A 16,035-nucleotide genomic window follows, 5' to 3' on the forward strand; every position below is an offset into this window, starting at 1 on the left:
CAAAAGGTAATCTGAATTAGTCAAACGTATAACCGTTATCTGCAGCAATCTTATCGGCAATTTGTGTGCGTAAAGCAACTACATTAGGGTAATTTGTATATTTCGTAAAACGTTTTAGTCCCATTAACATCATTCTTTGCTCATCACCTTCGGCAAAGGAAACAATAGCTTCTTTACCCTTGTTAATAATGGTTTCAGTAGCATTGAATAAATACAATCTAGACATGGCTATTTGAGTAGCTTGTGCCTCTTCGCCAAAACGTTTTGCATTTTTCTCTGTGCGTAATAAAGCAGATTCTGCCATGTATACTTCAATAAGAATGTCAGATGCCGCCAACATTAATTGTTGGTGATTTTCTAATTCTGGTCCAAATTTCTGAACGGCAGAACCAGCAACCATTAAAAATACCTTTTTTAATCGTTTTAAAATGTCTTTCTCTTCAGCGAATAGTTCAGAAAAATCTGGAGCATCAAAAGAAGGTATACCCATTAACTCTTCACCAACAGCGGTTGCAGGACCTAAAAGATCAACATGGCCTTTCATAGCTTTTTTCACAAGCATACCAACGGCCAACATTCTATTGATTTCATTGGTACCTTCATATATACGTGCAATTCTTGAATCTCTCCAAGCAGATTCCATAGGAGTATCTGCACTAAAGCCCATACCACCAAAAATTTGGATTCCTTCATCAGTAGTATTCTGGCAATCTTCAGAAACAGCTACTTTAAGAATAGAACATTCAATAGCATATTCTTCTACACCTTTTAACTCTGCTTCTTGATGTGTGTTACCTTCCTCTTCACGAATGGCAATACGGTCTTCAATATTTTTTGCGGCGCGGTAACTTGCAGATTCATCAACGTAAACGCTAGTTGCCATTTCAGCAATTTTAGACTTGATAGCACCAAAGTTCATAATCGGAGTTTTGAACTGAATACGCTCATTTGCATATTTAGTAGCTTCACCAATAACCCTTCTTTGTGCATCTAAACAAGCGGCGGCCAGTTTAATACGTCCAACATTTAAAGCATTCATTGCAATTTTAAATCCGTTACCTCTGGTAGAGAGCATATTCTCGGCAGAGACTTTAGTTTCATTAAAGAATACTTGGCGAGTAGAAGAAGAGTGAATACCTAATTTTTTTTCCTCATCACCTAAGGTAATTCCGTTACTAGGATCATTTTCTACAATAAAACCAGTAATATTTTTATCATCTTCAATACGAGCAAATACGATAAAAAGATTGCAGAATCCTGCGTTTGAGATCCACATTTTCTGACCGGTGATACTGTAAGTTTTTCCGTCTTCAGAAAGGACAGCTTTCGTTTTTCCTGAGTTTGCATCAGAACCCGCACCTGGCTCAGTAAGGCAATAAGCACCAAACCACTCTCCGGAAGCTAATTTAGGAACATATTTCTGTTTTTGTTCTTCAGTACCATATAACGTAATTGGCATAGTGCCAATACCGGTATGCGCACCAAAGGCAGTACTAAATGAACCTGTAGCTCCTGAAATATAATCACAAACCAACATGGTAGAAACAAAACCCATACCCATACCACCGTACGACTCTGGAACAGCGACGCTCAATAAACCTAATTCACCAGCTTTACGCATGGTTTCTTCGGTATACGCATAGTCTTTGCTCTCAAAACGTTCCCAATGTGCCCAAAGTTCCCTATCAACGAATTCTTTGGTGCTTTCACGCATCATGCGTTGTTCTTCATTTAAATCTTCTAATGTGAATATATCTTCACATTTGGTTTCTTTTACAAGAAATTGTCCTCCTCTTAGAATGTCTTTATTTGTTTTATCTGTGCTCATGTTGTTAGTAGTATTTAGAAGTTAGAATTGAGATAAAAGAAGCTTATTATAGGTTGTTTTGAAAACCCATAATCATTTTCTGAAACTCTTCAATTTTGTCTTCAAGTAATTTAAATTTATCATCGGTTATATAATTTCTGTTATTCGCTGTTAATAATTGTGTACCTTATTCAAAAGAAAAGCTCAAGGAGATGCTTTAAAAATGACCAAATAATTTATCTGTTCTTGCTTACCCCTCTGCAATATTATTTTATATTAAAATTGAAGATCTATTGATTTGTGAGCCAAAATTAAATCTCTCATGCTAAGGAATCCAATTCATAAACCTGATAAGTCATTGGCTATTTCCATACCTAAATTTCAAATTGCTATGGTTAGCTTTAGAGTTATTACCTACTGATTATTATCTTTTCTATTGTCTAGCTTCTAAATTATTAATGTAAAAATTCAAATATTCCTGCAGCTCCTTGGCCGGTACCTACACACATGGTAACCATACCATATTGGCCTTGCATATTTTGCTTTCTCATTTCATCGAAAAGTTGAACTGATAATTTAGCACCGGTACAGCCTAGTGGATGGCCTAACGCTATGGCTCCACCATTTACGTTTACGATATCTTGATTAAGGTTTAACTCTCTCATAACTGCTAAAGATTGAGAAGCAAAAGCTTCATTTAGTTCAATTAATTTGATATCATCTTGCTTTAATCCTGCTTGTTTCAATGCTTTTGGAATAGCAGCAATTGGTCCAATACCCATAATTCTGGGCGGTACGCCCGCAGCTGCATAGTTTACTAAACGAGCAATAGGTTCTAGGTTTAATTCTTTCACCATATCTTCACTCATTACCATTACAAAAGCTGCACCATCACTCATTTGAGACGAATTACCGGCGGTGACACTACCACCGGCGGCAAATACAGGCCTAAGTTTATTTAATACGGCTGTAGAAGTTCCTGCTCTTGGTCCTTCATCTTTGGTAACCGTATATTTTTTCGATGCTTTCTTACCATCTGTACCTACATACGTTTGTTCAACTTCTATAGGGACTATTTGATCTTGAAAACGGTTTTCTGCCTGAGCTTTAAGAGCTTTCATATGAGAGTTATAGGCAAACTCATCTTGATCTTCACGAGAAACATTGTACTCATTGGCTACAGCTTCTGCAGTATTTCCCATACCCCAGTAATAATCCTCATGACCCGCTTTAACGACGTCATAATTTAATTCAGTCTTATAACCTGTCATTGGAACAGAGCTCATACTTTCGGCACCACCTGCAATGATACAATCGGCCATGCCGGATTGAATTTTAGCAGTTGCAATTCCTATGGTTTCAATACCCGAAGAGCAGAATCTGTTTACGGTAACCCCGGGAACATCAACAATGTCCAGTCCCATTAACGAAATCAATCGTGCCATGTTCAAACCTTGCGAGCCTTCTGGCATTGCATTGCCTACAATGACATCATCAATTCGTTTTTTATCTAAATTTGGCAGTTCCTTCATCATGTGTTGAATGGTTTCCGCTGCTAATTCATCGGTACGTTTAAAACGAAAGACCCCTTTAGGAGCTTTCCCTACCGCTGTTCTATATGCTTTAACTATATATGCTGTTTTCATTTCTAATTTTGCTTTTGGCTATTAGCTTTTGGCTTCTAGCATTTATTTGTTGTTAAGTTAAGACTGCCAATAGCTAAGGGCCTATGGCAAATAGCGTCGTAAATTAGTTACGTAACGGTTTTCCAGTTTTTAACATGTGTTGAATACGTTCTAAGGTTTTTCTTTCGGTACAGAGAGAAAGGAAAGCCTCTCTTTCTAAGTCTAACAAGTATTGTTCGTTAACCAAAGTTGGTTCGGATAAATCGCCACCTGCCATAACATAGGCAAGCTTATTTGCAATTTTCTTATCATGTTCACTTATATAGTGACTAGCTTCCATAGCATCTGTTCCTACCAGGAACATACCCAATGCCTGCTTACCTAAAACTTTAATGTCTGAACGTTTAGGTGGCTGCGTATAACCTTGTTCCGCCATTAATTTAGCGTACGCTTTAGCTGTTGCAATCTGTCGGTCTTTATTTACTACAACAATATCTTTACCGTGTTGCAAAATACCAAGGTCATATGCTTCATAAGCAGAAGTGGAAACCTTTGCCATACCAATGGTCAGGAAGTATTCTTGCAGCACATTCAATTCAACATCGTTCTTTTTGAAAGTGTCTTGTGCGCGAACGGCAAATTCTTTAGAACCGCCACCACCGGGAATAACACCTACTCCGAACTCCACAAGTCCTATATATGTTTCAGCGGCAGCAACGACCATATCTGCATGTAAGGATAGTTCACAACCACCACCTAATGTCATGCCATGTGGAGCAGAAACAGTTGGTATAGCGGAATAACGCATGCGCATCATTGTATCTTGGAACATTTTTATGGCCATGTTGAGCTCATCATATTCTTGCTCTACGGCCATCATGAATATCATTCCAATATTTGCGCCAACAGAGAAATTAGGTCCTTGGTTACCAACAACTAAACCTTGAAAATCTTTTTCGGCCATATCAATGGCTTTATTCAACCCTGCTAATACATCACCACCAATGGTATTCATTTTAGACTGGAACTCTACATTTAAGATGCCATCACCTAAATCCTCAACAACAACACCACTATTTTTAAATACCTCGTTAGATTTTCTAATGTTATCTAGGATGATAAATGAATCTTGACCAGGAATTTTTTCCATGGATTTTTTCGGAATATCATAGGCATAAGAGCTTCCTTCTTTTATAGTGTAGAAGGCGTCTTCACCAGCAGATTTCATTTCTTGAACCCAAGGAGCAGCTTCAAAACCTTCAGCTTTAATAAGCTCAAGACCTTTATCTAGACCAATGGCATCCCAAATTTGAAAAGGACCGTGTTCCCAGCCAAAACCGGCTTTCATGGCATCATCTATTTTATAAAGTTCATCTGTAATTTCAGGGATTCTATGAGATACGTAAGCGAACAACTGTCCGAAGCTTTTACGATAAAATTCACCCGCTTTGTCTTTTCCTTCAACAAGAACTGCAAAACGATCAACCACTTTATCGATGGTTTTTGTCAATTCTAAAGTTGCAAATTTGGCACTTTTTTTAGAACGATAATCCATCGAACCTAAATCTAGCGTTAAAATTTCAGTTTTACCGTCGGCATCTTTGGATTTCTTATAAAAACCTTGTCCCGTTTTGCTTCCTAACCATTTGTTTTCCATCATTGTATTGATGAAATCTGGCAATTTGAATAAGTTGTGACGCTCGTCATCCTTACAATTGTCATAAATACCATTGGCTACATGAACCAATGTATCTAAGCCAACAACATCAACAGTTCTGAATGTGGCAGATTTTGGTCTACCAATTACAGGACCTGTAAGTTTATCTACTTCTTCAACAGTCATATTCATATCCTTAACCATGTGGAAAAGGCTTTGAATACTGAATATTCCTATTCTATTACCAATAAAGGCTGGAGTATCTTTAGCAACTACAGAAGTTTTACCTAAATATTTTTCACCGTATCCATTTAAAAAGCTTAAAACATCAGCATCTGTTTTTGGACCAGGAATGATTTCAAAAAGTTTTAAATAGCGTGCAGGGTTAAAAAAGTGGGTGCCACAGAAATGCTTTTGAAAGTCATCACTTCTGCCTTCAGACATAAATTTAATAGGAATACCAGAAGTATTAGAAGTAATAAGTGTGCCCGGAGTACGATACTTTTCTAAGTTTTCAAATACTTGTTTTTTGATATCCAAACGTTCAACAACAACCTCAATGATCCAATCTACTTTAGATACTTTGGCAATATCATCTTCCAAATTACCAGTGGTGATACGACTAGCGAATTTTTGATGGTAAATAGGAGAAGGTTTAGATTTCAATGCCGCTGCTAAAGAATCATTTACCATTCTATTGCGCACCACCTTGTCTTGTAAAGTTAAACCTTTCGTTTTCTCTTTGTCATTCAGTTCTCTAGGAACAATATCTAACAATAATACCTCTACGCCAATATTGGCAAAATGACAGGCAATACCGCTGCCCATTATTCCTGAGCCAATTACCGCTACTTTTTTAATGTGCTTGTTCATGTACTTTATGCTGTATTAATTTGATAAGTTGTATTAAAATAATTTTTTGTCGGCAATGAGTTTGTTGATCGTATCGGTTACTTCAAAAAAGCTGGCTAGTTTTTCTTCGGTAACCTCTTCTTTGACTGCTTCGTTGAATCTAAGAACGGTGTTTTTAGAATCATTTCTTTTCTCAAGTCCAAACTCTGTTAAATAGATAAGAACACCTCTACCATCTTTAGGGTTTGGTTTTCTTAAGATTAAACCTTTTTGTTCCATACTTTTCAAAATTCTGGAAAGGCTAGTTGCTTCCATTCCCATTTTTGGTCCCAGCGATGTTGAAGGGGTGCCTTTTTTAGGGTCAATGCTTAATAGGGTAAAGCCAACAGCCATAGTAGAATCAAAATTCTTGGCTTTTTCATTATACATTCTAGCGACCGCCTGCCATGTGGCTCTCAACGCATAATCTATCGTTGCTTCTTTCATTCTCATTTTGTTGGTTATCAAATATAATAAAATTTATTATGCATGCATAATAAATTGACGTAAAATTTAGTTAATCGGCTGTAAGTAAATAACCTCGGGTCAAGTTCTTTAGGTATTGAATTGAAAATATAATTCATATATCCATGCAAACGGCGGAGTATTTTATACTCTGTTATCACATAAGGTACTTTGAGCTTGAAGCTATCATGGTCTCCCTATAAGCTAATTATGTATGGTGTAGTGTACGTATGAAATAGATAAACATTAAATATACTTTCCCGTCTAATTTAGATATTACTAAAACTAGTAACACCCAACTAATTTTCATATTTAAGTTTTAGTTGGGTGTTATTAAAAGTATGTAAACTAGTATAAAATAATACTAGTGCTCATAAATATCATTATAGAGCGCTATATATTTCTCTTTAATTACTTTTCTTTTTAATTTCATGGTAGGCGTAAGATGTCCACCATCTATACTCCATGCATCTGGTGTAAGTCTAAATTGTTTTACTTTTTCCCATTTTGCAAATTTTTCATTGGCCTCATCGATTTCTTTTTGGTAACGTTGTAAGACTTTTTCGTTATCTATAAGATTTTGGCTTTCAGTACTATTTATATGGTGTAATGATGCCCATTCTTTTAGGAATTCAAAATCTGGTTGTATAAGTGCTGCTGGCATTTTTTCGCCTTCACCGACTACCATAATTTGTTCAATGAACCTTGATTGTTTAAAACGATTTTCCAAAAGTTGTGGAGCTACATATTTTCCGCCAGAAGTTTTAAACATTTCTTTTTTACGATCGGTAATTTTAAGGAAGCCATCACTGTCCAGCTCACCAATATCTCCGGTTAAGAAATAACCATCAACAATAACTTCTTTTGTTTTTTCTTCGTCTTTATAATACCCTAACATTACTTGTGGGCCTTTAATACAAATTTCACCATCAGCTGCAATCTTAACTTCGGTACGATCAATAGGTTTGCCAACGGTTCCTATTCTAAATCCGCCATCGCGCATATCATTTACTGAAATAACAGGAGAGGTTTCAGATAAACCATACCCTTCCATCAATCCAAACTCGGCAGCATTAAATATTCGTGATAATCTGGGTTGCAAGGCGGCGCTACCAGAAGCGATTAAACGAAGGTTACCGCCTAAACCTTCTTTCCATTTGCTAAAGATTAATTTTCTAGCTAATGATAATTTCATTTCGTACCACCAACCATTTTCACCATATGGTTCATATGTAAGACCTAGCTCAACCGCCCAGAAGAACAATTTCTTTTTTATACCGGTAAGCTCGGTTCCTTTAGCGTAGATTTTATCGTATACTTTCTCTAGAAGTCTAGGGACAGCCGTCATAACATGCGGACTAGTTTCTTTCAGGTTATCGCTAATTTTATCTAGTGATTCTGCGTAGTAAATGGTTACACCCCTTAATTGATACAGGTATATGAGCATACGTTCATAAACATGGCATAAGGGTAAAAAACTTAATGCCTTGGTCTCACCATCTACAATAGGAAAACGTTTAGAACTTTCAACAGCATTACTAACCAGGTTGTCGTGAGATAGCATAACCCCTTTTGGTTTTCCTGTAGTACCTGAGGTATAGATTAACGTTGCTAAATCGTTTGGTGATACTGCGCTTTTTAATTTTTCAATTTCTTCTTGGTTAGAGGTATCTTTACCTAATTTTAATACCTTTTCCCAATGATCGCAATTAGAAAGTTGGTCAAAAGAATACACATTTTCTAGACTGGCAACCTGACCTTTGATCGAAGTAACTTTTTCATATACTTCATCACATGATACAAAACAGAATTTTGCTTCAGAATGATTAAGTACATAGGCATAATCATCTTCAGATATCGTTGGGTAAACGGGTACATTTTGTGCTCCTAATTGAAGAATGCCAATATCCATTATATTCCACTCGGTTCTATTTGTAAGTGATATAACTGCAATTTTATCATTAGGTTTAACGCCTAACCTTAATAGCCCTCGGCTAATAGCATTGGCTTTATCTATGTATTCTTGGGTAGAAGTACTGATCCATTCTCCATTTTTCTTTGATACCAATGCCTTTTTCAAAGCATGCTTTTCAAGCTGATAGTATGGAAAGTCAAAAAGACGGGTAACTGTTTGCATATATATTTCTAATAAGAAATGCAAAATAGTGAAAGAACTCGATACTTTAAAATTGTATTGTTAAATAAACCCTCTTCTAATTACAATATTATTAATTCTTAAGGTTAAACGGGTAGTGTAACGATTTTAACCATTTGCCCACAATAAATTGTAATTGAGCGTGTTATGTATACAGCTTAACTTATTGTAGGAATTTTCCTAAGTATAATGAATTAGGTTTGTCAACAACTTAATATCACAAGGCGTAGAAAACATGAAAAAAAATTACTTTAAAAAAAAATATCTAAAGTCTCTTGCCATACTGTTCTTCTCTTCTTTTGGGGTTGGTATGATGGCACAATCAGAACCGTTTAATTGTGATTACAATGCTTATTTATTTCAATATAATGATATTTATGCTTTAGATTTAGCTTCTGGTAGCTCTTATATGGTTGCTGAAAATATAACACCCGGAAATGTCAATGGAGTAGGCTATAACCCTACCGATGGTTTTTTATGGGGATATCTATCTACCCCGTCAAGAACGATTGTCCGTATTGGTAAAGATTATACTGTAGATCAATATACCATTCCAGAATTACCAACAGGTAATAAATATGTGGGTGACATTTCTCCAGATGGTGTTTATTATTTTAAAGCTGGTGGATCTTCATATTTCAAGGTAGATATAAATCCAGATTCACCAACTTATCTTGAATATCTAGGAGCATTTGAATTAAGTCAAAGTTTGGCTATTGCAGATTGGGCTTTCAACGCGGCAGATGGTATGTTGTACACTGTTGAAAGAAGAACAAATGTTTTATATAAAATTGATCCTGAAACAGGAATTGTAACAATATTAGGTATAGTACCCATATTAGATGGGTTAAATTATGCTTATGGTGCTGTTTATTTTGATGTTGATGGCAATTTTTATATTTCAGCAAATCAGACAGGTACAGTCTACATAATCAATAATGTTCAAGATATATCATTTGGGGTAATACAATCAAATATTTTTGCTTTCGGTCCTGCAGCATCTAGTAATGATGGTGCTCGTTGTCCAACAGCCCCTGTTCCCCAAGAAGATTGTTTAAATGGAATAGATGATGATGGCGACGGTTTAGTAGATTGTGATGATCCTTCATGCTCTGGTGTTGCTGCATGTCCTGTAATCGTAGCTACTTCTAGTGCTAATAAAGGAGGGTTGGAAAGCAATGATAGATTGGCTAACTTAATAAGTAAAAGAAACTTCAATAGAGCTAAGACCAATTATGTATTTGATAAGTTAAATGCCAAGAAGCTTGTTAAGAACGCGTATTACGGATTAAGTTCTAAAACAGAAGTTAATGAGATTCCTTTAAACACGCTAGTACCCTTAGGTGTTGTTGGTGAAACGAGTACCATTGAATCTTCGCCAAGCGATTTACTGGACTTAACAAATGCATCTGATATCTATTCTGTAGATTACTTAAATGGTTCAGAAAACTTAGGGTCGTTAATGGTTATTAAGACAGATAATAAGGTCTATGAGCACAGTAAGTTTATTTGTGATCGTTTTCTTGGCGCGCAGTTATTATCGGTTTCTAATATTCAATTACGTGAAAAGAACTTTATTAAGTCGATTATTAAACAACCGGATGGTAACTTAGAATTTGCGTTGACTTTTTCTGCTAGAATTAATGAAGATGATAATTTTACCATAGAATCTCATTGGAACATTGATGCCTATGCTAGTGATACTGCATATTATAATTTTCAGATTTGGTCAAACTCAGTAGATGATTTGCTACTGCTGGCAGATGAAATTTTAAACCTCTTAGAGGTTAATGCTAATATTACTCAGTATAATGGATCTACCCCGCCACCGGTATTTGTAAAGTCTGCTAGATATAAGAACGGTGAAGTATTGTTGAATATCGTTAACAACAACAATTCTGAAAGTATTCACTTAGAAGGGGGCTTAAAACTTACGGAAACTAGCGATACAGAGGTATTGGGAGTAACTGCGGATATTGAGGGTTATTTAGATTCTGTAGCTCTAAAGACAGGTACGCTTTTTGATCTAGGCTTTAGGATTACCTCAGGTTTAGGAGCTACACCAGATGATTTGTTTGTTGCGGACGCTCCGTGGGGCTTAGATGATTCTGCAGCGGAAACCACTGTTGCAAGTTATGAAGTTTTACCTGCAGACGGTCCTTACATAGGAGAAGGCTATCCTATAGAAAGAAATATAAAGTTAGAAGGTACTACAAGTAATTACATAGGGGTGTACCGTGCTTTGAGTCCAAGGTTTACAGCTGTAGATTTAAGTGATTACGGCAAAATAAGTTTTGAGGCTAAAGGAACGGGTACTCTTGAAATACAATTGATAAAAGGTGATGGTTCAATGTATAAAACAACTATTAGCTTGGGTAGTGAGATGGATGTTTATACATTGTCTGATATCGATTTCAAAAACGATTTAGATGCAAGTACTGATTTCTCGGATATAAAAGTGTTATCGTTCAATCTTGTTGCAAAGAATGGGTATACGGAAGAGAAATCGATAGAACTACAGCATATAGATTTTCATAATCGTGAGCCGGGCCAAAAATTTATTGACTCTGATTTAAACAGGTCAGTAGTTTATCCAAATCCTATGATAGAAAATTCTAGCTTATACTTTTATGAAGAGAAAGCAGATACCTACCAATTAGATATTTATTCCTTAAGCGGTAGGCTACTTGGAAACCACCATATGGAAGGTGAGAGTATAGCCGGGCAAAATGAAATAATTATAGAAAGAAAAAATTTAGCTCCAGGGTTGTACCTCTATAAATTACAAAACTCTAAAGAAAAAATATGGAGCGGAAGGCTCTTGGTAAGATAATACGTTTTGGTTGTTAAAAAAGCTGTGTACCCCAGAAAAGGGAGTGCACAGCTTTTGTCTTTAAATAGTTTTATGTGGTTATTTCTGATTAATAACCCACTCTTTTGCATTGATAAAAGCCGCTATCCAAGGTGACACTTCATCCGTTCTATCCGTTGGGTAATGTGCCCAGTTCCAAGGAAAGATAGAGCGCTCAATATGTGGCATAGTTACTAAGTGACGACCAGTTTTATCGCAAAGCATAGCGGTGTTATAATCACTACCATTTGGGTTTGCCGGATAACCTTCATAACCATATTTGGCAACGATATCATAGTTTTCTTCAGATTGTGGTAAGGCAAATTTACCTTCACCATGAGAGATCCATACCCCCAATTTACTACCTTCTAAAGAGGAAAGCATTATAGAATTGTTTTTCTGAATTTCTACGGAAGTAAAGTTACTCTCATGCTTACGAGAATCATTATACGTCATTTTTCCGTGAGTCTCGTGCTCCGGATTAATTAGATCCAGTTCCATAAACAACTGGCAACCATTACATATACCTATAGATAAGGTATTTGGTCTAGCGAAAAAGTTTTTGATGACGGTATTAGCTTTCTCGTTATATTTAATAGCTCCGGCCCATCCTTTTGCACTTCCTAATACATCTGAGTTAGAGAAACCACCAACAGCACCTAGGAATTGAATATCTTCAAGGTTTTCACGACCAGAAATTAAATCGGTCATGTGAACATCTTTTACATCAAACCCTGCTAAATACATGGCATTTGCCATTTCACGCTCAGAGTTACTTCCTTTTTCACGTAGAATAGCTGCTTTTGGTCTGCATGTGGCACCGTTTATAGATCTACTTGGAAGTTGAATAGGTGTTGTTGAAGGAAAATTATAGTGTAAAGGTTGTACCTTATAATTATCAAATCTGTCTTTGGCCAAACCATTTGCGGTTTGCTGATTGTCTAAAAGATAGGAGGTCTTAAACCAAGTATCACGTAGGGTTTCAATGTTAAGTCCCATTTCCATACCATTATTTTTAATGGTAAGGGTAGCCTGGTTCGTTGCTGTACCTATTTTTGTAACGTCAATATTTTTAGACTTTAAAATAGCTTCTATGCTATCATCTTTTGCTTGAAAAACTATACCGGCGTTTTCAGAGAATAACATTTTTATGGTATCGGCTTCACCTAAACTAGTTAGGTCAAGATTAGCTCCCAAATCAGTATCTGCAAAGCATAATTCTAAAAGGGTGGTAATTAAACCGCCTGAAGCAACATCATGTCCTGCTACTATTTTATCATCTTTTATTAAAGATTGAACCGCATTAAAAACAGTTTTAAAATATGCAGCATCAGTAATGGTTGAAGTTTCGTTACCTATACTATTTCTAGTCTGTGCAAAAGAAGAACCACCTAATTTAAAGTTGTCTTTAGATAGATTGATGTAATAAATAGCACCACCATCTTTCTGTAAAACGGGTTCAACAACCTTAGTAATGTCGCTACAATTACCAGCAGCGGAAATAACTACGGTACCTGGAGAAATGACATCACCATCTTTATATTTTTGTTTCATGGAAAGAGAATCCTTTCCTGTAGGAACATTAATTCCCAAATCGATAGCAAAATCAGAAACTGCTTGTACCGCATTGTATAAACGCGCATCTTCACCATCATTTTTGCAAGGCCACATCCAATTGGCAGAAAGGGAAACAGAAGCCAATCCGTCTTTCAGCGGAGCCCAAACCAAATTGGTCAAGGATTCTGCTATACTATTTTTACTACCTGCAGCTGGATCTATTAGGGCAGAAATAGGGGAGTGTCCAATACTGGTGGCAATTCCTTCTTTACCTTTAAAATCTAACGCCATTACACCACAATTGTTCAATGGTAATTGCAACGGACCAACACATTGTTGTTTTGCAACACGCCCACCAACACAACGGTCCACCTTGTTTGTAAGCCAATCTTTACTCGCTACGGCTTCCAATTGAAGCACAGCATCTAAATAATCATGAAAAAATTCTAATGAGTATTCAGCATTTTTATAATCGCGTACTACCGTACTGTCCGTCATCACCGTTTTAGGAGAACTGCCGAACATATCCGATAATTCTAAATCCATTGGCTTATCACCGTTAGTTTTAGACTCAAAAGTAAATCGGTCATCACCCGTAACATTACCAACTTCGTACATCGGCGAACGCTCACGGTCAGCAATGCGCTTAAGGTGATCAATATCTTTTTCACCGATTACAAGACCCATACGTTCTTGAGATTCATTACCAATAATTTCTTTTGCAGAAAGGGTAGGGTCACCTACGGGCAACTTATCAAGATCTATTTTCCCACCGGTTTCTTCAACCAATTCAGACAAACAATTTAGGTGTCCGCCAGCACCATGGTCATGAATGGAAACAATAGTATTTTCGTCGCTCTCAACCATTCCACGAATAGCATTGGCTGCTCTCTTTTGCATTTCTGGATTGGAGCGTTGTACAGCGTTCAGTTCAATAGCAGAGCTAAATTCTCCCGTATCTGCACTAGACACAGCCGCACCACCCATACCAATACGGTAATTGTCGCCACCTAAAATTACAATCTTGTTACCTGTTTCAGGTTTGTCTTTTATAGCCTGTTCAATTTTACCATAGCCTATACCACCAGCTTGCATGATTACTTTATCATATCCTAATTTACGGTGATTGAGGGCAGTTATGGTTTTATCTTCTGTTGATTGGAAAGGAGTAGAAGCTTCGTCATATTCAAACGTTAGAACAGATCCAGAAATTAATGGCTGTCCAAACTTGTTTCCAAAATCAGAAGCACCGTTAGATGCTTTTATAAGGATATCCATAGGAGTTTGGTAAAGCCAATCTCTCTCTTGCATTCCTTGTTCCCAAGGTCTTTCTTTCTCTAAACGGGAATAAGCGGTCATGTAAACGGCAGTTCCGGCAAGTGGCAAAGAACCTTTACCACCAGCTAACCTATCTCTTATTTCTCCGCCAGCACCGGTTGCCGCACCATTAAAAGGCTCTACGGTAGTGGGGAAGTTGTGTGTTTCTGCTTTTATTGAAATTACGGAATCAAACTCTTTTTCTTGATAGAAGTCTGGTTTGTCTGCTGTTTTAGGAGCAAATTGCACTACTCTAGGACCTTTTACAAAGGCTACATTGTCTTTATAGGCAGATACGATATCATTAGGGGACTCCTGAGAAGTTTTTTTGATTAATTTAAATAATGAAGAAGGCATTTCTTCACCATCAATAATAAAAGTACCATTGAATATTTTATGTCTGCAGTGTTCAGAATTTACTTGGCTAAATCCGAATACCTCAGAATCAGTAAGCTTTCTATCTAACTTTTTGCTAAGGTTTTCAAGGTAATCAACCTCTTCATCATTAAGAGCTAAACCTTCTTGTTTGTTGAAAGCAGCGATATCTTCAATATTCAAAATAGGCTTTGGTGCTACCTGAATATCAAATACTTCTTGATTTAGAATGCTATATTTCTGAGATATCATAGGATCGTAATCTGTAAATTTTTCTTCTACAGCATTAAATTCTTCAATCCGTATAATTCCAGAAACCCCCATATTTTGAGTAATTTCTGTGGCATTGGTACTCCAAGGAGTAATCATTGCAGCTCTAGGCCCAACAAAAAAGGCGTCAAGAGACGCCGCATTTATTTTAGGTTGGTTGCCAAACAACCATATAAGTTTATTTGTGTCTTCTTGTGTAAGTTCCTTAGCGGTCTGTACCGCAAAAATCTTTTTGCTAGGTTCCCCAAAAAAATGAATCATTGTAGTATCTCTGGTATTGATTTTTGAAATACAAAATTAAGGCTTTACTGGCTAATATTTACGGTAATCTAAAACACTTTTAAACAGCAATTGTTAATGAAATTAGTGAGATTTTGTTTTACCTTTATCCTTCAAAATTATTTCTGGAACAAAAATTTACTGGTCTATCGAAATTCAAATACAATTTACAGTACAATACTCTGCGGATTTGTTTTGAGGTTGTTTGCTTAACAGTATGAAATTTAGGATTTTACTGCGATAACACTATGAATGTGTTTGTTGGACCTGATTTAATTTTAGACATGACAACAAAATTTAGTTGTTTTGAAAAAGTAGAATAGCATGGCAAAGCAAAATAAAGATATACAGGCACTTGATTATTGTATGGATATGATAGGCGGTAATTGGAAACCAATAATTCTGTATCACATTCATAAAGGCACTAACCGTTTTAACAAGCTTTTTGCAGAAATAGAGGGTATTAATCGCCAAATGTTAAGTAAGCAACTTAAATCATTAGAACGCACAGGTGTTTTGGATCGTACGTTGTATGGTGAAATTCCCCCAAGAGTTGAATATACCTTGACTCCATTAGGAAAATCATTGCTACCCGTTGTTCAGGCTATGGCACGTTGGGGACAAAAACAAATTACAGTGAATGTAGAAGCTACCAAGGTTAAAGAAGCTCCTGAAAGTACACAAAATCAGCAGTTGCCACTTTTCTAATATTCCTTAGAAGACCTATTGGGATTTTAATTGTGGATTTTACTGCTATGTAATTTCCTATAACTTTAAAAATAGGGT

The 16,035-nt window shown here is 36.4% G+C and carries 8 protein-coding genes; 2 read left to right on the forward strand and 6 right to left on the reverse strand.

The window, feature by feature from the left end:
- Positions 1–16 precede the first annotated feature (16 nt).
- The 5 genes from BW936_RS08785 to BW936_RS08805 form a co-directional block, all read right to left on the reverse strand.
- Entirely contained in the window at positions 17–1,828 is a 1,812-nt protein-coding gene (locus tag BW936_RS08785; protein ID WP_076548030.1) for an acyl-CoA dehydrogenase family protein, read from the reverse strand.
- Positions 1,829–2,262: 434 nt separating this feature from the next.
- Entirely contained in the window at positions 2,263–3,453 is a 1,191-nt protein-coding gene (locus BW936_RS08790; protein ID WP_076548031.1) for an acetyl-CoA C-acyltransferase, read from the reverse strand.
- Between the two features lie 103 nt (positions 3,454–3,556).
- Complete coding sequence (locus tag BW936_RS08795) at positions 3,557–5,962, reverse strand: 3-hydroxyacyl-CoA dehydrogenase/enoyl-CoA hydratase family protein (RefSeq protein ID WP_076548032.1); 2,406 nt, start codon at positions 5,960–5,962, stop codon at positions 3,557–3,559.
- 33 nt (positions 5,963–5,995) lie between these two features.
- On the reverse strand, positions 5,996–6,427 hold the full coding sequence (locus BW936_RS08800) for a MarR family winged helix-turn-helix transcriptional regulator (protein ID WP_076548033.1): 432 nt from the start codon (positions 6,425–6,427) through the stop codon (positions 5,996–5,998).
- A gap of 382 nt (positions 6,428–6,809) precedes the next feature.
- Positions 6,810–8,582: an AMP-dependent synthetase/ligase gene (locus tag BW936_RS08805; RefSeq protein ID WP_076548034.1), complete on the reverse strand. Its 1,773-nt coding sequence runs from the start codon at positions 8,580–8,582 to the stop codon at positions 6,810–6,812.
- 253 nt (positions 8,583–8,835) lie between these two features.
- On the opposite strand from BW936_RS08805, the gene BW936_RS08810 reads away from it, so the two are divergent.
- A complete protein-coding gene (locus BW936_RS08810; protein ID WP_076548035.1) occupies positions 8,836–11,433 on the forward strand; it encodes a DUF6923 family protein in 2,598 nt (865 codons plus the stop codon).
- Between the two features lie 78 nt (positions 11,434–11,511).
- Here BW936_RS08810 and purL read toward each other — a convergent pair whose 3' ends face one another.
- Complete coding sequence (gene purL / locus BW936_RS08815; protein WP_076548036.1) at positions 11,512–15,231, reverse strand: phosphoribosylformylglycinamidine synthase; 3,720 nt, start codon at positions 15,229–15,231, stop codon at positions 11,512–11,514.
- 342 nt (positions 15,232–15,573) lie between these two features.
- Between purL and BW936_RS08820 the strand changes: the two genes are divergently transcribed.
- The gene (locus BW936_RS08820) at positions 15,574–15,957 is read left to right on the forward strand and encodes a winged helix-turn-helix transcriptional regulator (RefSeq protein ID WP_076548037.1); all 384 of its coding nucleotides are present in this window, start codon (positions 15,574–15,576) and stop codon (positions 15,955–15,957) included.
- The last annotated feature ends 78 nt before the right edge of the window (positions 15,958–16,035 follow it).

The sequence above is a fragment of the Maribacter ulvicola genome (assembly GCF_900155985.1).
GTDB classification, from domain to species: Bacteria; Bacteroidota; Bacteroidia; order Flavobacteriales; family Flavobacteriaceae; genus Maribacter; species Maribacter ulvicola.